Consider the following 19086-nt stretch of genomic DNA (forward strand, 5'->3'; position numbering starts at 1 on the left):
CTTGGTCGAAATTTTTGGCCTTTTTTGTCCAGGAAGCGGGAAGGTGATTGACCCCCTTGTCCGGTTAGGCTGATAGTAAAGAGGAGTAAGCAAATCAATACACTGGACTGAAAAAATAACAGGAAATGTTATGCGTAAATTAAAAGGGTTGTATTTACCTCGGGAAGCATACGCCAGTGGATTGCTGGATACGGGCGATGGGCATCAAATTTATTGGGAAAGAAGCGGTAACCCTAAGGGTAAACCCGCGGTATTTTTACACGGCGGGCCAGGCGGCGGTTGCTCGGCTGTGCATCGTCAACTGTTTGATCCGAACGACTATGACGTCATGCTGTTCGACCAGCGTGGCTGTGGCCGCTCCTTACCGCACGCCAGTCTTGAAAACAACACCACCTGGCATCTTGTTGAGGACATCGAGCGCTTGCGTGAGATGGCTGGGGTTGATAAATGGTTGGTATTTGGTGGCTCTTGGGGCTCCACGCTAGCCTTGGCGTATGCGCAGAAACATCCCGATCGCGTCAGCGAATTGGTAATGCGCGGTATTTTTACTATCCGCAAAGAGGAACTGTTGTGGTATTACCAAGACGGGGCGTCGCGCTTCTTCCCTGACAAATGGCAAAACGTTCTTTCAATTTTATCTGAGGAAGAGCGTAAAGATGTTATTGCCTCCTACCGCGCGCGATTGACTAGCTCAAATCGCCAGGTGCAGCTTGAAGCGGCAAAAATCTGGAGCCTGTGGGAAGGGGAGACGGTGACGCTGCTGCCCACCGAAGACTCGGCGTCTTTTGGAGAAGACGAGTTTGCGCTGGCATTCGCACGCATTGAAAACCACTACTTTACCCATTTGGGCTTTATGGATACCGACGATCAACTGCTGCATGACGTCGACAAGATTCGTCACATTCCTGCAGTCATTGTTCACGGCCGCTATGACATGGCGTGTCAGGTGCAGAATGCGTGGGATTTGGCAAAAGCCTGGCCCGAAGCTGAGCTGCACATCATCGAAGGTGCGGGCCACTCATTTAATGAGCCCGGTATACTCGACCAACTGATCCGTGCTAATCAGAAGTTTGCCCGTAACTGACAGAGTTCTGCTGTTTATCCCGTCTGCCCGATAGCCAAAACTATTTTTGTTTGGGCTCGTAAGGCAGGCGGGAATATTTATGTGACTCTGCACGGTAAAAAGCCACGCGTTCACGAAAATAGTCGCGTAAATGCGCTTGCTGCTCACGTTCTACAATCTCCGAGACGACGGGCATATTGTAACGTTCCTTGAACGCAACGGCAGAGGCAGCCAGGTCTACGTTGATTTTATCCATCTCGTCTTTGCTAATTTCCGCCAGATTACGGTTCATCTTTCTCTTCCTGCTAATCGATTCTTTCCACATTGTACAAGAGCGCGAGGCTCAGGTGAATGCTTGGCGTTAATGATTAAAAATCGAGTTAACGTAAATGAGATTACTAATCATTTATATTCATGGTTTGAAATTCCTATTAATTAACCTAAATAGAGCGGCTAATAAAAAACAATCGAAATAAGAATGATTCTTTTTAATGCGGTAAATTCAGTAAATAATTCTCAATAACAATATCTTGCTCAGTTTGTGTAAAATATAAAACCATTTTTATCAGTATGTTATATTAATTCTTTGATTTTAATTCGATTAGTGAAAACAACCCTTTTTATTTCAAATAGAGTTGGGCATAATGCTCACAAATAACGCAAACAAAACTAATTCAATTAAGAATATTAAATTCTGGAGACTCATCGTGCTTAAAGAAGATATGATCAAGCAGCTCAACGAACAACTGAATCTTGAATTCTACTCGGCTAATTTATATTTGCAGATGAGTGCCTGGTGCAGTGATAAAGGTTTTGAAGGTGCGGCTGCATTTTTGATGGAGCACTCTCGCGAAGAGATGGACCACATGCATCGCCTGTTCAAATATGTCAGCGACACCGGCGCACTGCCGCTGTTGGGCACTATCGAAGCGCCGCGCGCCGATTTTGAATCACTGTCTGACGTTTTCCATCTTGCTTACAAGCATGAGCAGCTGATCACCGAAGAGATCAACAAACTTGCCGACCTGGCAATGACCACCAAAGATTACTCTACCTTCAACTTCCTGCAGTGGTATGTCGCAGAGCAGCATGAAGAAGAGACTCTGTTCAAATCTGTGCTCGATAAACTCGGCTTGGTTAGCAACACCGGCAATGGCCTGTTCTTTGTCGATAAAGATCTGAAGAACATGGTCGGTCAATCGCCTGCAGCCTGAGTTTTCTAAGTCTTGCATCAACGCAGAGCCTGATTATCATGCTCTGCGTTTTTATTTTATCCTTAGTATTCATAGGATTATTCCCGCGCCCTCTCTGAACTTTTCGTGCGAAATCTGCTCAATTCTTTAATTCAGTAATCATTACCCATTAATTTTGACAGAATCTGGCGGCGGTTTGCGCTAAAGTTGCGCGTAAATTTCATGTTCAGCTAGCCAAGGATAAATTGTGTCTATTAAAAAACTGATGCGTATGCGTACTCTCGGTACTGCCTGTGTTTTAGCTGCAGGTTTGATTTCACAACAGGCTTTTGCCCACGCCCATCTCAAAAGCGAGACTCCGGCGGCAGACAGCCAGGTCAGCGTTGCGCCAGGCGAACTGACATTAGGTTTCAGCGAAGGTGTCGAGCCAAACTTCAGCAAGGTTGAGGTTAGTGGTCCAGATAATAAAGCCGTTAAAACCGGTGAGTTTAAGCTCGCCACCAACGACAATACTCAGGTTTTAATCTCCCTGCCTGTGCCGCTCACCAGTGGGAAATATGTCGTTTCATGGCACGTTGTTTCCGTTGATGGACATAAAACCCAAGGTAAATACACCTTTACAGTGAAATAACGACATGAGTTTGGCGTCGCTTTTTGTTCTATGCCGATTTGTGCACTTTGTTTCAGTTATGCAGCTGTTTGGTGCCTGCGTTTTTACCCGACTTTTATCGCCGGAAGGATTTTCGGCGGTTTTAGCGCGTAAAAACCAGACGCTAATTTTAACTTCAGCCTTCGTCTCGGCGTTTACCTCATTCCTGATGCTGGCAGTTCAGGCGGGAGTGATGGGCAACGGGTGGACAGACACCATCAACCTTAATGTTTGGATGTTAGTACTGACTACCACTTTTGGTGATGTTTGGCGCTGGCATATGTTGATGTCAGTTTGCGCACTGTTACTGCTTCTCATCGACAGATTACCTGGGCGATATCTGCTAGTGCTGCTGCTTAGTGCGGGAATGCTGATAGGGCAGGCGTTGATTGGACATGCAGCCATGCGTGAAGGGGCGTGCGGATTTTTGCAACGCGCCAACCATGCGTTGCATCTGCTCAGCGCGGCATACTGGTTCGGCAGTCTGGTTCCTTTGTTGACCTGCATGGCATTGACTCATCAATCCGCTTATCGACCGGCAGCAATTGTGACACTGCTGCGCTTTTCGACCTGGGGTCATATTGCCGTAGCCGTAGTGATATTGACCGGTGTAATTAATGGCGGACTGATTCTGCAACGTTGGCCCACCAATATGCATTCACCGTATGAATTACTGTTGGTGTGTAAAACCTTGCTAGTGGCAGTCATGGTCGTTGCGGCGGTCTATAACCGTTACCGGCTTGTACCGCAGCTTGCGCATCACTCGCCCCTTGCGCAGCAACGGACAATAGCCGTTTGCTGGTTAGAGCTGGGTTTAGCCCTTTTGGTCATTGCTTTGGTAAGCCTTTTTGCTACCCTGTCTCCCAATTAAGCATCCAGATAATGCGCCATGGATGAGACTGGCAACAAGATTGATTTTGAAAAAGTGAAACGAGGAAGAGTCATGAAGAAAACACTGCTGGGGTGCCTGTTGTTCACCCTCTCTGCCAGCTGTTTTGCAGCCCCGCAAGTTGTTACCGTAAGCCGCCTGGAATATGGAAAAACATGGGCCTTTACCCGTGAAGAAGTCATGCTGCAGTGTCGACCTGGTAAAGCCCTGTTCGTGATTAATGACAGCACGTTGGCTCAGTATCCTCTCAACGACGTTGCGACGCAGCGGGTCAAAGAGGGTAAGGTCAGTGCTCAGCCGTTGAGTATTATTCAGTTAGATGACCCTAAAAATCCCGGGCATAAAATGAGCCTGACTCCGTTCATCGAACGCGCCGTTACGCTCTGCTAGTTTTGGACGACCCAGAGGCTGACCCGTCGGCCTCTGAAAACTCCCTAAACAACGCCCTCAGGGGCTCACACCGGCAATGTTAATATTATGTTTTGCGAATGTTGTCACAAAACGTTATTAATTCCGCAAAGTTATTATCACCACGCGTCAAACTTGCTGGTAAAGCATCCATCCTCGGCTACGCTTTAAGTTGTAAGGCTTAACCGCCTGCATCAATGCCAACTTTTAGCGCACGGCTCTCTCCCAAGAGCCATTTCCCTAGACCGAATATAGGAATCGTATTCGGTCTTTTTTTTACTTACTGATTTTAAAGTGTTTTATTCTTTAAGCTCGAAATTTCCACGAAATATCATATCCGGTCTTTAAAGAATCACGTATTCCTTCCCTCGAGTATCCAGCTACTTATCGGTCATTTTGACTGACTTATGCCCTAATAATTTCCTCGCGAAATCCTTCCCTTTTTCCGTATCATAAAGTCGACCCGCCAGGCTACGTATCTCGTGATAAGTCGGTGGGGATCCCTTAAAGATAAGCCCATTAACATTACATTCGCCTATACGATCCGTTTGCTCTGTCTTAGGGAGGGGTCACCAGTGAAATGCATGGCTGGTGGGCTTTCAGGCGGCCTGAACTTTTGCGAGCGTGAAGTCAATTTTATACGTCTGACCCAAAATCTGCCCGCAGTTGCGCAACCCTAACGAAGGTAGCTTGGGCCTCCGAGTGGCTAACGTACTCTTAACCGCTTGTTGATCATCAAAAATCGGCAGATTATATCTGCAAGTTGAATTTCATACGGTAAGCATTATGCTCATCAGCATTGAGGAGGCCCGTAATAATAGCGCCGACAGTCGCTTGGCCTGTACTCTCGCTGCGGTTGCTGGAGCTTTAAATACGGCGGCATTTGAGGCCGTAGGTTTTTTCTCTGCCAATATGACAGGGAACGTCTCTTCACTATCCGATCATCTCGCCAAAGCAAGCTTTGGTCCCGGCATGTTTTTTCTGTCAATCGTCGGTATTTTTATTGCCGGAGCGGCTTTCTCCACAACTCTCATCAATGCGGGCCGTAGGAAGAACATTCGTTCCATCTATGCGCTTAATATCCTGATTGAAGGCGCCGCACTCGTTCTGTTGGGCATTGTTGAGACTTGGTCAACGCTGGTTTCACCTGGTGTCGTATTGATCCTGAGCCTTAGTTTTTTAATGGGGCTACAGAATGCGGTCGTTACACGAATATCGAATGCGCGTGTAAGAACAACCCATGTCTCTGGGACGTCCACCGACATTGGCATTGAATTAGCCATGCTTTTCGATGTAGTGAGAAGGAAGGAATCACCCAAAGATGCGCCACTTTACCTTGAGCGTCTCAGGCTCCATTTTTTTACCCTAATGGCATTTCTCGTTGGCGGAGTGGGAGGGATATGGCTCTTTCGCTTAATAGGCTATCGTTTTTTAATTTTAATTGGATGCCTGCTAATTTATTTAGCCTTGAACGCCACACTGCGAAAGCATCCTACGTAAATAATTTGTAGCCGCCTGCGGGCGGTTTTTTGTTGCCTGAAATTTGCCATAACTCTCTTATTGCACCTTTTTAAGCGCTGCTGTAGCATCCTTTTTTACCTGCACAGGAAGTAATGATGAACCCGCAAATCCGTATTGCTTTGGTTGGTGATTTTCGTTCTGAAGTCGTTGCCCACCAGGCTATCCCTCTCGCTGTACAACTCGCTGCTGAATCTCTTCAACTCAACGTCTCTGCCCAATGGCTTCCCACCCCCAGCGTGATAGATGCTTCTGTACTGGCAGATTTTGACGCTATTTGGGTGGTTCCGGCGAGTCCCTATCTACACGATGCTGGTGCTTTTCTGGCAATCACCTGGGCACGCGAAAATAATGTTCCTTTTCTGGGAAGCTGCGGTGGTTTTCAGTATGCAACCGTTGAATATGCTCGCAATGTACTGGGCTGGGAAGATGCTGCGCATGCTGAAACTGACGCTGAAGGTCGCATGGTGATCCTTCCATTGGCCTGCTCTCTGATTGAGAAAACCGGTGACATTCGTATTAAAGAAGGTTCAGTTATTGCCAAGGCATACGGCCAGCTCTATACCCATGAGGGCTATCACTGCAGTTTTGGGGTAAATCCAGATTTCGTCTCGGAGCTTGAGGACTATCAGCTGCGTATTAGTGCCTGGGACAGCGAAGGGGACGTGCGGGGTATTGAATTGCCTGACCATAAATTCTTTGTTGCTACACTGTTCCAGTCTGAGCGTGCGGCCCTTCGTGGAGAGCTTTCGCCGTTAGTCGTTGAGTTGATCAGAGCGGCCAGCCAATGATCTAGGCGTTAGTTTTGGCATATTACAAGTGCCAATTCTCAGAGTGGGTAACTTTCATCACAAGACACACGCTTTTACCGTGTCCTGTGATGGAGGTGTCATATTAGGTCATCTGGCGTTTTATAAACGACGCTTTCAAGCGCATTTCTATAGACATCCAACTGCACGACATCTGTTTCAATCTCTAAAAGCTCAAGAAGTTTAATCATAATCGCTTTATTACTGATGAGTTTTCCATGTGTGGAAAGCTCGATTTTTATATCTTGGATAACTTCTAATTCACTTTTAAGAACTTTTGCACGAAAAGGGGAATTATCTAACTCAACGCTGTTAATTTGAGACATTTTCTAACCCCATAAACAGTAAAAAAATACCACTGAAGGTGGAAATCAAGTATCCCCTTCAGTGGCAATGCAAAGCATCTTCGTTACGAGCTCCAGTTGAGCTGCATTAAACTTATACACAAATTTCAATCTGTACAACTTATGCGTAAGCATTTTGTGCTATTTAACTTAACTTAAACAGCAAATTTCGCATCTTCTCGATTTGTAACGAATTAAAGAAAAGTTAAATTTTTTAGTAAGTTGTCGTCAGAGCAGCGTAATGTTCAGTATGGGAGCAAGGGACAGGAGGTAGAAGTGCGTCAGGCGGAGCAGATTTTTAAAAACTCAAACCAAGGGCACAAATAAAAATCAAGAAATGTTCTACGCTTACGGCAAGTCGGTAAATAAAACGTAGTAACAATCTGCATAAGACAGGTGTGTTCGTGAAAACCCTCATCCAAAAGGAACTGAAAAATGAGCGAAGCAATGTTTGAGCAAGCGCCATTACAACTGCTAACACAGTTTACATTGGGTGACAAAGTCACATTAGTGACTTTTCCCGTTGGGGATCCGCCGGTTAGCTACCGATTGGAAGCCAAGATTACCGAAGCAGACGATGGTAACTTTGAAGGTGAGATAACGAAGGTGATACCCTTGGGCCGTGAGGAATTTGCGCAGCAGCATTTTCATACGGGCGGGCACGTTGAGTTTCAAAGTGGAAATATTCTCGGAAACGCACCATAAGAATATATTCAATTTTCAACTTTCGTTAGATTAGAGGCCTTCTCTTCTCTTCTCTGCACTGAGGGTTAACCGAATTTTTGCCTTCGGTGCAGTTTGAAATCAGAAATCGCCGATTCAAGCGTAATGAGTACTCTGCCACGGTTTAGCTCTGTGAACTTTGTATCGCTTCATTGGCGATAAATTTTTCTTTTGTTAAATCGCGGAGACTCTAACGTGCGAAAGTTAATCCTGATTTGTGCTGCGCTGGTGATGGCAGGATGTTCAAGCGGCCCCTATGAGCCAACTCAACAGGTTCTTCAGGCCTACACCACACAAAAACCGAATACCACGAAAATCCGCGTACACCGCAAACCTCAACTTTCAGGATCTATTCTTGATGAGAGCTGTCCGTTAATCGTCTACGTCGATAACAAAGAAGCGGCAGGTCTCCAGAAGAATCAGTACGTTGACCTGTACTTGCCTAACGGTGTGCACAGTTTGAAAGTGAAATTTTCCTGTGCGATAACACCAATTGATAAAGCTATGACCATTGAGCTTGATGGCACGCCGCAGACCTTTGAAACGGCTTTAAATACCAATGCTGCCGAGCGCTATAGTTTGACTAGAGTGAAATAAAGTTATGTCCCTGATTACGCAAGAAGAACGCCTGATTCTGGTTGATGAACAGGATAATAAGGTCGGCATCGGCAGCAAGATGCAGGTACACCAACAGGGTGCACTGCATCGGGCATTTTCGGTGTTTATTTTTGATAGTCAGGGACGGCTAATGTTACAGCAGCGCGCCAGCGGGAAATATCACTCTGGCGGGCTGTGGACCAACTCTTGCTGCGGGCATCCACGACCCGATGAAAGCAACCTCGAAGCGGCAACGCGCCGTCTTAATGAAGAGATGGGATTCACCTGTATGTTGCATGAGGTCGATCAGATTTTATATCGCGTTGATGTTTCAAATGGCCTGATCGAAAACGAATACAATCACACATTTATTGGGCTGTTCAACCGCATACCGGCGCTTAACCCTGAAGAAGCGGAAGGTTGGCAGTGGATGACGGTATCCGATATTTTTGACGCCATCAACCACTCTCCATTGCAATTTACTGCATGGTTCAAAGTGATTCTGGCCCATTTCGGGCAGCAGGCTATCCAGCAGTGGGCGGATCGTTTTTGCTAAGTGATACCCGCGTTTTTCCGTCTTTGGCTGCTTCAGTCCTGATTATTTTATGAAGTTTTCCATCACGAAAATGCAGGGCAACGCCATCATCTGCAGCATAGGCCGGGAAAATATTCTGCTCTGCCAGCAGGGTGTTAAAAGATTCTTCACGCCCTGCTTCCGCACCAAAGTGCGGACACATAACGCCCGTAATTAAACCAAGGCCAGGAATCAGGGAATAACCTCCGCCGGAGTCCGAGTGCCCCAAATCAAACCAGCAAATGGCCCCCGCACTGACCCCGCATAACACTGCGCCGCGGCGCATCGCTGATTTTACCAGTTGATCGATTGAAAATTCTCTCCAGATGGCCAGCATGGCGCGAGTATTTCCGCCTGCAACAAAGATAACGTCTGCCCGCGAAATCAGGTCGTCAACCTGATTTGACGTAGGGTAAGGGGTTCGAAACAACGCCAGACTGCTGACATCATATCCCGCGGAGGTAAATTTTTGTTCAAATTGCTCAATTCGCTCCGGCACGTCACCGCTGGCAGTTGAAATGTAGAGTATCCTGGGCGCACTTTTGTGAGTTAAAGATAAAATGTAGTTGTCGATAGGGGTTATTTGCAGTAAATCTTCATCACTTTCGCCACCAATCGCGACTATATTTGCCTGATTCGATACAACGGTTTCAGCATTCGCTTCCATCCTGACCTCTCCTCAAGTAAAACGCATATCTTTCACTATAATAGAAAATTCGAGCTGCAATCATCGCCAGAGGAGCAAGGGTATGCGTTATATCCTCTTTGCGTTATTTTTATTGGTCGTGGGTGTGACGACTTTTCCTTGGTTGAAGAGTCAACTCCCGGCGCAGTACAATCCTTTCACGCCGATGTCGGTGACCGATCCGCCTGGCCTCATTACTCAGTATAAACTCAGAAGATTAAGCAAAAATCAGGATGCCTGTCTGGCCGTGTTAGACAGAGCAAAAGCTGATGGCTTGATCAATTTCCAAACAGTTGCCTCTTCGGATGGACAGTGTCCGCTTAACGGCGCAGTGCGAGTACAAAACTTTGGATCGGTTTCACTGAGCTCAAGTTTTCTTGCCAGTTGCCCTCTGGCGGTAAGCACTACAATGTTTGTTGCCCAGGCGGCGAGTCCGATGGCACAAAGGGTATTAGGCGAAAAATTGATTCGCATCGATCATCTTGGCAGCTATGCCTGTCGAAATATTTATCACCGTGCGCAGGGGAGGCTTAGCGAACATGCCACGGCAGACGCGTTGGATGTGGCAATGTTCAGAATGAGCGGTGGAGAAAATATTAGCGTGGCGTCAGGGTGGAAGCGGGAAGGGCGAGAGTCAGACTTTTTGCATCAGGTTTTTGCTACTGGATGCCCATTTTTCGGCAATATTATCGGTCCCGATTATAATGCAGCGCACGCCAATCATTTTCATCTCGGCATGCGCTGGTTTGGTTTCTGTCGTTAAATTTTCTCGTTCAGATAACGTTCAACCAAACGGGTCCAGTAGGCCACGCCGAACGGTAAACTTTCGTCATTAAAATTATAAGCCGGATTATGTAACACCGCACTGTCGCCATTCCCTAAGCGCAGGAAGCAGCCAGGCTTTTGCTGCAGGAAGTACGCGAAGTCTTCGCTGCCCGAAATTGGCGGTAAATCGGCAACCACGTTCTCTTCACCCAGTAGTTCTTGCGCGACCTGGGTGGCAAAGTCGGTTTCCCGTTGATGATTGACCAGCACAGGATAGCCGGGCACATACTCAATCTCAGCGCGCGCACCGTAGCCTTCGGCGTGGTTGGTGACCAATGAGCGGATGCGTTGTTCAAGGATTTTGCGGACGCCTGCGTCAAACGAACGAACGCTCATCTCAAGGCGTGCGGAATCAGGGATAACGTTGGCCGCGTGACCAGAATGCAGTGAGCCGATGGTAATGACGGCGGTTTCATTCGGATCGATGTTGCGTGAAATCACGCTTTGCAGTGCTACGACCAGGCTGCTGGCAACCAGAATCGGGTCTACGGTCATGTGAGGACGTGCCGCATGTCCACCTTTGCCGTGAACGGTGATGTTAACGGTGTCGCAGGCCGCCATAAATGGGCCCGGACGGAACATCATTTTACCAACCGGATATCCGGGATGGTTGTGCAGGCCGTAGACGGCATCACAGGGGAATCTGTCAAACAGGCCTTCAGCCAGCATACGTTCCGCGCCGCTGTTAAACCCAATTTCTTCCGCTGGCTGGAAAATTAAATGCACGGTGCCTGAAAAGTTGCGGCTGCGCGCCAGCTGTTGTGCAGCGCCAAGCAGCATGGTGGTGTGGCCGTCGTGACCGCAGGCGTGCATTTTTCCGCTCACCTGACTGGCATACTCAAGGCCAGTTTGTTCAGTAATCGGCAGTGCATCCATGTCGGCGCGAATGCCAACAGAGCGTGTGCCGTTCCCCACTTTTAAAGAGCCCACTACGCCGTGGCCGCCTAAGCCGGTCGTCACTTCAAAACCTAATGCATGCAGCCTGTTGGCCACCAGTTCAGCCGTCTTGGCTTCTTCATTAGATAATTCTGGATTTTGGTGCAGATGTTGGCGAATCTCACGCAGGCCAGATTCAAGATCGGCTACGTCAGCAACGGTGCAAAGATTTTTATTATTCATGTCAGATAATCTGTCTCTTTAAAGAGGGTCAGCCCGGTGGGACCGAGCCACGACGTGTTTAAGTCTACAGCATGCAATGTATGAACCTGGATGGCAATGCCCATACGGCACATGTCATGCAGGACGGGGTATCCCCCTGTATCTGATTGAAAGTGTAGGAGAGCGTGTTGTAAAAAGCCCCCGCAGGCGCAGCCTGTTGTGCTTGAACAAAGTGGGTGAGGGAATAGCCGAAGCGAATTGATGAATTTTGAAGTTCTTAAGTCAAAAATGTGGTTTTTTTAGACCCCGATGACGTTATAAAGTGTATTCATTGGTTACCAGCTAATAAAATAGCTGCTTTTTCTTGCACAAGCTGACACCCTATAAGAATCAGCGAACAAAATTCTATTAAACTTTATTATTATCGTATTTTCGCTGCCTGCTGTGCCTTGAGAACGATTGCGGGCCTCAGCGTCAAATCTCATCATTTTCAGTCATAAGGGAATCGGATGATTTATTCCGAAACACTAAAACATGTCATGAATTTCAGTGCCTTGACATTGGTTCTGGCAACCACTTTCAGTACCCCGGCCCACGCTGATGACGCTTGGTTACGGGCGTGCGCCAATGCAAAAACTGCCGACGGCTGCCAGCAACCTTTTCAACAAGGTTTAGCACCGGTATTAATGGGCTCAAGCCGCGATGAGCAGGGGCTTTGGGGCTACATTGACACGTCTGGACAGATGGCTATCGAACCGGCTTATCGCGAAGCACGCGGTTTTGTAAACGATTTGGCCGCGGTTAAAAAAGACGACCTGTTTGGCTATATAGATGTAAAAGGCAATTTTGCTATTGCGCCACGCTTTACGCGAGCCACCGATTTTAACAGTCAGGGCACGGCGCTGGTGGTCACTGACAACCGGCTGGCCCTGATTGACCGCAAGGGTGCGGTGATAAAAACGCTGCCGTTCGCCGCATCTTTAGACTCAGAAGGCTTTAAGCCGGGCCAATCTTTGGCCAGCGTGCAAATGCAGATTTCTCCTGCCCTGTGGAACGCCTCTACTGGCCGTTCTCTGGCGTTGCCCGATGATGTGATGAACCTTGACGAGCCACAGTCGGGGCTGATACCCGCACAAGTGCGTGATACGGGACAAAGCGGTTATTGGGGCTATCTCGACGATAACGGCGGATGGGCAATTGAACCGGTTAAGCTCAAAACGCGCAACGAGCCGGTGCTCAATGGCGACGTTATTGCGGTGAAAGGAAAGTCAAGTTGGGTATTTGTCGATAAATCCGGCGTGAGTCTGAGTAAAGAGCAGTTTAAGTCGGTTAAGCCGCTCAGCTCGGGCAGTTGGCTAGTTGTTGATGCAAATAATACTCAGCAATTACTCAGTAATAAATTAGAAAAAATTCAGGACATCCCGGCCGATCAGGCGGACGCTTTTCAGGCGTGGGGCAATTGGTTAGTCGGTAAAGGTGCCAAGGGTGTCGTCATGATTGGCCCTGATAACCGCGTCATTGATGTTAAAGCCACCCGGCCTCAATTGCTCAGTCAGAATGGTCACTTGTGGATACTGCAGGCCGATAGCCGTCAGGGTGAGGATAAGTCCGCCCAACTGGTTCAAATTTATGACGCCAACGGTGTAGGGCTCGTCACGCCGTCGACGCTGACAGCGCTCAATGAGTACAAAGTTCAACCGCTGGATACTCGGTCGCTTGAAGATGCCACTGCCAACAGTCAATCCGCCGGCTTGCCTATGGCGTTGTTAACGCCTGTCGACAAAAAGAAAACGCCTTCTGTTCTTACTGCCCAAGGTGAAATTTTCACCAGTCCCCAGTGGGCTGCCATTGGGCCTGTCGGACTTCGCGGTCCATTGGTGGTGAAAACTGAAAATGGCACCGTAGGCGCGATTGACGCCAATGGTCAGTGGGCCATTCAGCCTAAATTTAAACAAATTACGCCTTTCGACGGCGCCTATACCTGGGCCAGCGTGGTTGATGATAAAAACGTTGAAAGCCGCAAGGTGATTGACACTCAGGGCAACGTTATTGATATTCCGACGCGCGTGATTCAAACCGCGCAGGGCATCTCCGGTCCCGACTTGCTCTACACTCAGGGGGACGACAGCGCACGGCGCTGGGGTATTTGGGATATTGCGGCCAATAGCGGCAAAATAGCCCCCAAGTTTATCCAGCTTGAGTCTTTCCACGAGGGCTATGCTCTCGCCAAGGTTGATTCAGGATGGGGCGTTATCGACGGCAAAGGTCAGTGGGCGATCGCCCCTGATGCAGCCCAAAGCGGTAAACCTCAGCCGGTTGGCGACAGCATTTTCGTGGTTTCCGACGGTGACCAGCCCGGAGAGCACAGCGACAGCAACCGTCGCTACAGCTTGTATAGCGCCGTGACCGGTCTGGCGTTGGCCACGGATTTGCTGAGTAACCCGCAGAAGGTGGGCGATAGCCACTGGTTGATTCAGCCGTCAAATGGCGGGGTCGGTTTAATGGACGATGATGGCCGTTCGGTCGTCAGCAAAGAAATCGTGCCCGAATCCGTTCATGTAGAGGGCAATTGGGCGTTGCTGCACTTTGGCCCACACTTCGGTGCCATTGACAGTCAGGGTGACTGGCAGATTGCACCGGTTTATTCGGCTGCACTGAATTTTATTGCGCCGCAGAACTGGGCGAGTGCCTTGAGCGACAAGCGTATTACTCTGATTGATGCTAACGGCGTTGAGCCTTTGCAAGATAAAGAGGGCGCACAGCCTCTGGCCTCTATGGACCGTATTGCAATGAATGACGATAACACCGGAGAAACGGTGCTCTATGACACGCAGGGTAATGAAATTAAACGTTATTCTGGCTTAAGCAGCATTGCAGTTGCCCAGTCTAGTGAAGGTATGGTGCCACTTCGCGGCAGCAATGGACTGTATGGTTTTATCGATTCTAGCGGTAAGGCGTTGATCGGTTCCTACTTTACTCAGGTTGGCGCAATGAAAGACACGCGCGCCAAAGCGGTGAAGCAGGATACCTACGGTTCACAAATTGGTTATATCAACGGCACGGGCACTTTTACGCTGCTGCCAAAGTTTGATTGGGCCACTGATTTTAGTGAAAAACGCGCTTGGGTTGCGGCAAAAGGGCTAGTACAGCTGATAAATACTGACGGTGCCGTTCAGGCGCAGCTGCCGATACGCTGCAATCAGCGGGTTATTGTCGATGCCAAAGACAAGCAAACTTGGCCTGCTAAAACAGTAAGTTGTGCAAGTTCTGCGCAGGCCGGAGGTGCACAATGAATCTCATGAACACGACACTGCTGGCGCGCACCGTTCGTCAAATGTTAACCACCGGTGGCGCGCTGGGCCTGATGGCCTTTGCGATGCCGTCGTTAGCGGCTGAAACTGACGCCTCTTGCTTTGCTCCCAGCGCCACGACAGAGAGTACGCAGCGCGCCGAAATGGCCCTGTCTGCCACGCAAAATATCTGTATTCGGGCTGTGCACGAAGGACGCGCAGCCTTACTGCTGCCTGACGCACAACAGGCCATTGATGACGTTGCACTGACCAAAGGGCTGAGCGGCCACCGTTGGGGATTCCTCGACAATCAGGGACAGCTGGTTATCAAACCTGTTTTCGAACAGGTTGGAGATTTCCACTACGGGTTGGCGGCGGCGAAGCAGAAAGGCAAGTGGGGTTACATCGATTCAACCGGCAATTGGGCGATTCAGCCCACTTTTGACAAAGCAGGAACCTTTACTCAGGTTGAACTTGCCGTGGTCATTAATGCAGGTAAACCGGAAATTATTAATCGCAAAGGTCAAACGGTGGGTAAACCGCTCGATGAGCTGGTGGATGACGTTCAGCTTGGCGACGGTAATCCAGCTCGATTGGCTCTGGATTACAAAACGGTGCTGCTCTCGCCGGACGACCAGCGTCACGTCGCCAGCGATAAAATGGAAGTGGTACAGCCTTTTGGTCAGAGTGACCTGTTTATTGCGCGTGACAGCGATAGCGGCTTTGGTATTGCCGACCAAAATCTGGCATGGCGTATCAATCCACAGTTTAGCGATATTACGTTAAGCGACGTGAACAGCGCGCTGGCCATGGCTAAAACGTCAGCCGGGGTGCAACTAATACGTGCTGATGGCACGCTGGTGGAACAGGTTTATCAGTCAGTAAAAGCGCTAAACAGCCACTTCTGGCTGGCGAAAACGGCAGATAAAAATAGCCTGTTGGACAACGGTGGCAACCTGCTTGCTTCTTTAAGCAATGAAGCTGTCGCCGGATTGACTGTGCAGGGCGACTTTTTACTCGACAACAGTGCGAAAGAAAGTCTGACTGTGTATGTGCCAGGCAAAAAACAGCCAGTCACGCTGCCAAAAGAGAGCACGCCTTCCGATCAGCCGACCGGTCTTTTTCTACTGACGACGCGCGGTGAGCAAAACAAGGTCAACGCGATAATCTCTCCCGACGGTAATTTGATTGGCGGAGCTCAGGCTGTCAGCTGGCTGGCGCAGGTGAACAATGCCGAGGTGATTAATGGTCGTCTGTGGCTGCATGACGATCGTGGGCAGGTGATCAACATTGTTGATAACACGGGTAAAATGCTGCTGAGTGCGAAAAATGTTTCGCTATTAAACGATTACCGCATCCAGCCGCTCAATCAGCCGCAGAGCGACAGCAGTGCGCCGTTGGCACTGGTGCGTCCCGATTCCGATGACCCTAAGCCAGGTACCGGATTTATTCGCGCCGACGGCAGTGTTCAGCTCGAAAGCAAATGGCAGGACATTCAAGCCGCCGACAGCAGTGAGTCGGCACAGGGCGGCATGGCGCAACAATTTATTGTTAAAACAGCCCAAGGAACCGGCGTGATTGACGCGCAGGGGAAAACCATTATTCCTCTGACCGAAGACAATATAGCCCCTTACGTTAACGGCTACGCCTTCGACTATCAGGATGGAAAATTGACGGTCATTGACGCCAGCGGCAAACATTTTGCGCTGCCTAACGTCTTTGAGATGCAGTCGATTGGCAATGGCTGGTTCAGGTTCCGCGAAACGGCTGCCGAAGGCGCTGCGTGGGGTATTTATGACGTCGTGGGCCAAAAGGTCATTGCCGAGCCGGTTTATCAGTCGGTTGGCACCTATTCCAACGGGTTGGCCGACGTTCAACTGCCAAACGGTCTGTGGGGCATTATCGATGCCTCCGGTAAAGCGCGAGTGAAGGCAGATTATGCCAGTGTGCGTCGCATTAACAGCGCACTGTGGCAACTGACTTTGCCGTTGAAAACGGCAGAGCAAACGGCCTCAAGCGTTCAGTCGGCGATTATCGGCAACGACGGCAAGGAGCGGATAGCACCGACTACCGATCTGAGCGTCAATCAGTTTAACGATGGGCGTATTCTTACCAGTTCGGCCGAAGGTCAATCGTGGCTGCTCAACGCGCAGGGCGATATTGAACTGCACGAGCAGCAGACGAAGATCACCGCCGTGGGCGATTGGGTGAAACTTTCTCGTCAGCCGCAGATTGGTTATTTAAACTCACAGGGTATTTGGCAGATACAGCCGCAAATTTTACCCAGTTCGGCGTTTGTGAACTCGCGTGCTCTGCGCATTCAGCCACAGGGCACCGAACTTATCGACGAGAAGGGCGCGCGGGTAGCCGCCATGCCTGAAGGAAACTGGGTTCTGCCGCAAAACAGCGACATGTCGCTCTCTTACGACAGCGACGACGGCAAACCGAGCACTCGCTATGTTGACTCAACGGGCAAGCTGGCGATCACCGTCTCAGGCATTGGCAGCCGTATGCAAGGCGGTCAGGCAGTATTAACCAAATCTGATGGCAGCAAAACCTGGATTGACGCACAGGGACACCCGGCACCTGCGGTGAACTTTGCCGATCTCGGGGTGATTTCCGAAGGGCTGGCGTTTGCCAAAGTGGGTGAAGACTACGGATTTGTTAACGCGCAGGGCAGCTTTGTTATCCCACCGGTATTTAAGGCCGTCTCTGCCTTCAACAGTGGCGTGACGATAGTGTCGACCCGGAAAATGTCGATGATGGTGGACGCGACCGGCAAACCGCTGGCACGCGTTGACCGTGAATGCGGTGTGCAGGTGCTTTACGGCAGTGGCAATGTCCGTCAGTGGCCACAAAGCCTGCCGGTTAAGTGCCCGTGATCGATTATTAAAATTTCGTGCTAATGTTTACAGGGTGAACTCTGTAGGCCGGTTAAATTAAAAGGATAAATTATGCTTACTCCTCTCCCGCAAAAGTACAAAGACGCCGAGCGTTGGTCTTTTGGAGACAATGAGGCGCAGGCCGATGATTTGGCGAAGAAAGTCATCGCCGGTGTGAAAACTGCGACCTGCGCCAATCTTGACGATGATGGCACCCCTGAAGTGGGTGAAGTCTTTGTGGTGGTTGACGGTAAAAATCACCCGGTTTGCGCGGTTAAACTCACGGAAGTAAAACAGGTGCCTTTTGACCTGGTCACCGAAGAGCATGCCTATGCAGAAGGTGAGGGCGATCGCACGCTGGCTTCCTGGCGCGTTGAGCTTCAGCGCTTCTTTGAAGCCTACGATATGTTCTCCCCGGACATGCCGCTGCTGCTGATGAAATTCGAGCTGGTTGAAACCTTCTGATTGACCCCGACGGCCCGCTTTTGCGCGTTGGCCGTCGCATTCAAAAATCCCGCCATAACCTGCTAATGCCCTGGAGAATCAATCTCATGTCGTTTGCTGCCAATAAAAAATCGTCGAGGATGCCTGTCGAGCAACGGGTACCGTATTTCAGCCAATGGGAGTCACCCTCTTCGGCTCCCGATATTCTGAGTGGCGAAAAGGATTTGCGGGATATCGACGTTTGGCCAGAATCCGGTGCACTGTCTCAGGCGGAGTTTATCGAGTGGGCCAATCACGTTTGCGGCATGTGTTGCCTGAAAATGGCGCTGGCCGCCACCACGGGAGAAGTGGTGCCTGTCCTTGAACTGACACGTCGAAGCATGCCCTATGGCGCCTATGTGCGCGAAGGGGACAATATCCGCGGGCTTATCTATGCACCCTTCGTCGAGTTTTTAAAACAAGAGCTTAACGTTTCCGCACAGGTCAGGGTCGAGCTTATCGCCGACGATATTGCCCATGAGCTGCGGCGATATCGTTTCTTTATTGCTTCCGTGCATCCCGGCATTCGCCACCCTGACAACGTGCCGCCCCGCACGGGGGGGCATCTGGTGTTGGTCACCGCCGTTGAGCAGGGCGTTATCACCTTTCATAATCCCTCAGGGCACAACGAAGCGACACAGTCTTACGTGCAACTGCCGGTGACGCAATTTGCCCGATTTTTTGCCGGGCGCGGCGTGGCGCTAATGTCTTTAACTACTCAAGACGCATAATCCACTCATCTTTCTGGCTGTCATACTTTTCTTTGTATAACACGGAGTGACGGCCATCCAATACGGCGGGCACGCTGACATTGTCATCCCATGCATCAAGCTGCATACATAAGTCAGGATCGGATTTACACGGTATATACACTTTGTCACCGCCTTTGGCTTCAGGTGACGACAGCTGTGCATCATCTATTTCAAAACTGCCGATTCGAATGCTGGATTTTCCCATGAGATGCCCCTTGTTAAATTTTACTATTCAATAGCTCACTACAGGTATGACCAGTTGAGCCAGCTTTGAGAATAGCTTATTGTGCAAAAAGTGCCATAG

General features: G+C 49.5%; 20 protein-coding genes and 1 pseudogene. 15 read left to right on the forward strand and 6 right to left on the reverse strand.

Translation table 11 applies throughout. The features are described 5' to 3' along the window. Positions 1 to 130 precede the first annotated feature (130 nt). On the forward strand, positions 131 to 1084 hold the full coding sequence (gene pip, locus GA565_RS08705; protein WP_152198138.1) for a prolyl aminopeptidase: 954 nt from the start codon (positions 131 to 133) through the stop codon (positions 1082 to 1084). 40 nt (positions 1085 to 1124) lie between these two features. Here pip and GA565_RS08710 read toward each other — a convergent pair whose 3' ends face one another. Next, entirely contained in the window at positions 1125 to 1355 is a 231-nt protein-coding gene (locus GA565_RS08710; protein WP_152198139.1) for a DNA polymerase III subunit theta, read from the reverse strand. Positions 1356 to 1785: 430 nt separating this feature from the next. Between GA565_RS08710 and ftnA the strand changes: the two genes are divergently transcribed. From ftnA to GA565_RS08730, 4 genes are all read left to right on the forward strand, one after another. Then, the gene (gene ftnA / locus GA565_RS08715) at positions 1786 to 2277 is read left to right on the forward strand and encodes a non-heme ferritin (RefSeq protein WP_370518094.1); all 492 of its coding nucleotides are present in this window, start codon (positions 1786 to 1788) and stop codon (positions 2275 to 2277) included. Between the two features lie 226 nt (positions 2278 to 2503). Then, complete coding sequence (gene copC / locus GA565_RS08720) at positions 2504 to 2887, forward strand: copper homeostasis periplasmic binding protein CopC (RefSeq protein ID WP_152198141.1); 384 nt, start codon at positions 2504 to 2506, stop codon at positions 2885 to 2887. Between the two features lie 4 nt (positions 2888 to 2891). Further along, a complete protein-coding gene (copD, locus tag GA565_RS08725) occupies positions 2892 to 3776 on the forward strand; it encodes a copper homeostasis membrane protein CopD (RefSeq protein WP_152198142.1) in 885 nt (294 codons plus the stop codon). Between the two features lie 72 nt (positions 3777 to 3848). Beyond that, positions 3849 to 4184 carry a YebY family protein gene (locus tag GA565_RS08730; protein WP_152198143.1) on the forward strand — a complete coding sequence of 112 codons (336 nt, stop codon included), beginning with the start codon at positions 3849 to 3851 and terminating at the stop codon, positions 4182 to 4184. Positions 4185 to 4582: 398 nt separating this feature from the next. Here the strand turns inward: GA565_RS08730 and GA565_RS24765 are convergent. Further along, positions 4583 to 4720, reverse strand: a pseudogene (locus GA565_RS24765) (integrase); the annotation flags it as partial. Positions 4721 to 4988: 268 nt separating this feature from the next. Here GA565_RS24765 and GA565_RS08740 point away from each other — a divergent pair. Beyond that, entirely contained in the window at positions 4989 to 5702 is a 714-nt protein-coding gene (locus tag GA565_RS08740) for a YoaK family protein (protein ID WP_152198144.1), read from the forward strand. Between the two features lie 116 nt (positions 5703 to 5818). Continuing rightward, positions 5819 to 6511 (forward strand): CTP synthase, encoded by a 693-nt coding sequence (locus GA565_RS08745; RefSeq protein ID WP_152201382.1) that lies wholly within the window; start codon positions 5819 to 5821, stop codon positions 6509 to 6511. Between the two features lie 98 nt (positions 6512 to 6609). On the opposite strand, the gene GA565_RS08750 is transcribed toward GA565_RS08745, so the two are convergent. Further along, entirely contained in the window at positions 6610 to 6855 is a 246-nt protein-coding gene (locus GA565_RS08750) for a biofilm development regulator YmgB/AriR family protein (RefSeq protein WP_152198145.1), read from the reverse strand. Between the two features lie 453 nt (positions 6856 to 7308). Between GA565_RS08750 and GA565_RS08755 the strand changes: the two genes are divergently transcribed. The 3 genes from GA565_RS08755 to idi all read left to right on the forward strand — a co-directional run bounded on the left by GA565_RS08755 (position 7309) and on the right by idi (position 8749). After that, entirely contained in the window at positions 7309 to 7578 is a 270-nt protein-coding gene (locus GA565_RS08755) for a hypothetical protein (protein WP_152198146.1), read from the forward strand. Positions 7579 to 7791: 213 nt separating this feature from the next. Then, complete coding sequence (locus GA565_RS08760; protein WP_226950930.1) at positions 7792 to 8193, forward strand: hypothetical protein; 402 nt, start codon at positions 7792 to 7794, stop codon at positions 8191 to 8193. Positions 8194 to 8197: 4 nt separating this feature from the next. After that, positions 8198 to 8749, forward strand: a complete 552-nt coding sequence (gene idi, locus GA565_RS08765; RefSeq protein ID WP_152198147.1) for an isopentenyl-diphosphate Delta-isomerase — start codon at positions 8198 to 8200, stop codon at positions 8747 to 8749. Here the strand turns inward: idi and GA565_RS08770 are convergent. Continuing rightward, positions 8718 to 9434, reverse strand: a complete 717-nt coding sequence (locus GA565_RS08770) for a peptidase E (RefSeq protein ID WP_152198148.1) — start codon at positions 9432 to 9434, stop codon at positions 8718 to 8720. The genes idi and GA565_RS08770 overlap by 32 nt on opposite strands. An 82-nt stretch (positions 9435 to 9516) precedes the next feature. On the opposite strand from GA565_RS08770, the gene GA565_RS08775 reads away from it, so the two are divergent. Beyond that, on the forward strand, positions 9517 to 10215 hold the full coding sequence (locus GA565_RS08775) for an extensin family protein (protein ID WP_152198149.1): 699 nt from the start codon (positions 9517 to 9519) through the stop codon (positions 10213 to 10215). On the opposite strand, the gene GA565_RS08780 is transcribed toward GA565_RS08775, so the two are convergent. Continuing rightward, positions 10212 to 11396: a M20 aminoacylase family protein gene (locus GA565_RS08780; protein ID WP_152198150.1), complete on the reverse strand. Its 1185-nt coding sequence runs from the start codon at positions 11394 to 11396 to the stop codon at positions 10212 to 10214. The genes GA565_RS08775 and GA565_RS08780 overlap by 4 nt on opposite strands. Positions 11397 to 11884: 488 nt before the next feature. Here GA565_RS08780 and GA565_RS08785 point away from each other — a divergent pair, with 488 nt between their 5' ends. From GA565_RS08785 to GA565_RS08800, 4 genes are all read left to right on the forward strand, one after another. Then, positions 11885 to 14668, forward strand: coding sequence for a WG repeat-containing protein (locus GA565_RS08785; protein WP_152198151.1), 2784 nt, complete (start codon positions 11885 to 11887; stop codon positions 14666 to 14668). Next, on the forward strand, positions 14665 to 17547 hold the full coding sequence (locus GA565_RS08790; protein WP_152198152.1) for a WG repeat-containing protein: 2883 nt from the start codon (positions 14665 to 14667) through the stop codon (positions 17545 to 17547). The genes GA565_RS08785 and GA565_RS08790 overlap by 4 nt, the downstream gene beginning before the upstream one ends. A gap of 72 nt (positions 17548 to 17619) precedes the next feature. Beyond that, positions 17620 to 18012, forward strand: a complete 393-nt coding sequence (locus tag GA565_RS08795; RefSeq protein ID WP_152198153.1) for an ASCH domain-containing protein — start codon at positions 17620 to 17622, stop codon at positions 18010 to 18012. Between the two features lie 86 nt (positions 18013 to 18098). Then, positions 18099 to 18761 carry a hypothetical protein gene (locus GA565_RS08800; RefSeq protein WP_226950931.1) on the forward strand — a complete coding sequence of 221 codons (663 nt, stop codon included), beginning with the start codon at positions 18099 to 18101 and terminating at the stop codon, positions 18759 to 18761. On the opposite strand, the gene GA565_RS08805 is transcribed toward GA565_RS08800, so the two are convergent. After that, on the reverse strand, positions 18745 to 18987 hold the full coding sequence (locus GA565_RS08805) for a DUF1480 family protein (protein WP_152198154.1): 243 nt from the start codon (positions 18985 to 18987) through the stop codon (positions 18745 to 18747). The two genes, GA565_RS08800 and GA565_RS08805, sit on opposite strands and share 17 nt — an antisense overlap. Positions 18988 to 19086 lie beyond the last annotated feature (99 nt).

This window comes from Rouxiella sp. S1S-2, assembly GCF_009208105.1.
Classification (GTDB): Bacteria; Pseudomonadota; Gammaproteobacteria; order Enterobacterales; family Enterobacteriaceae; genus Rouxiella.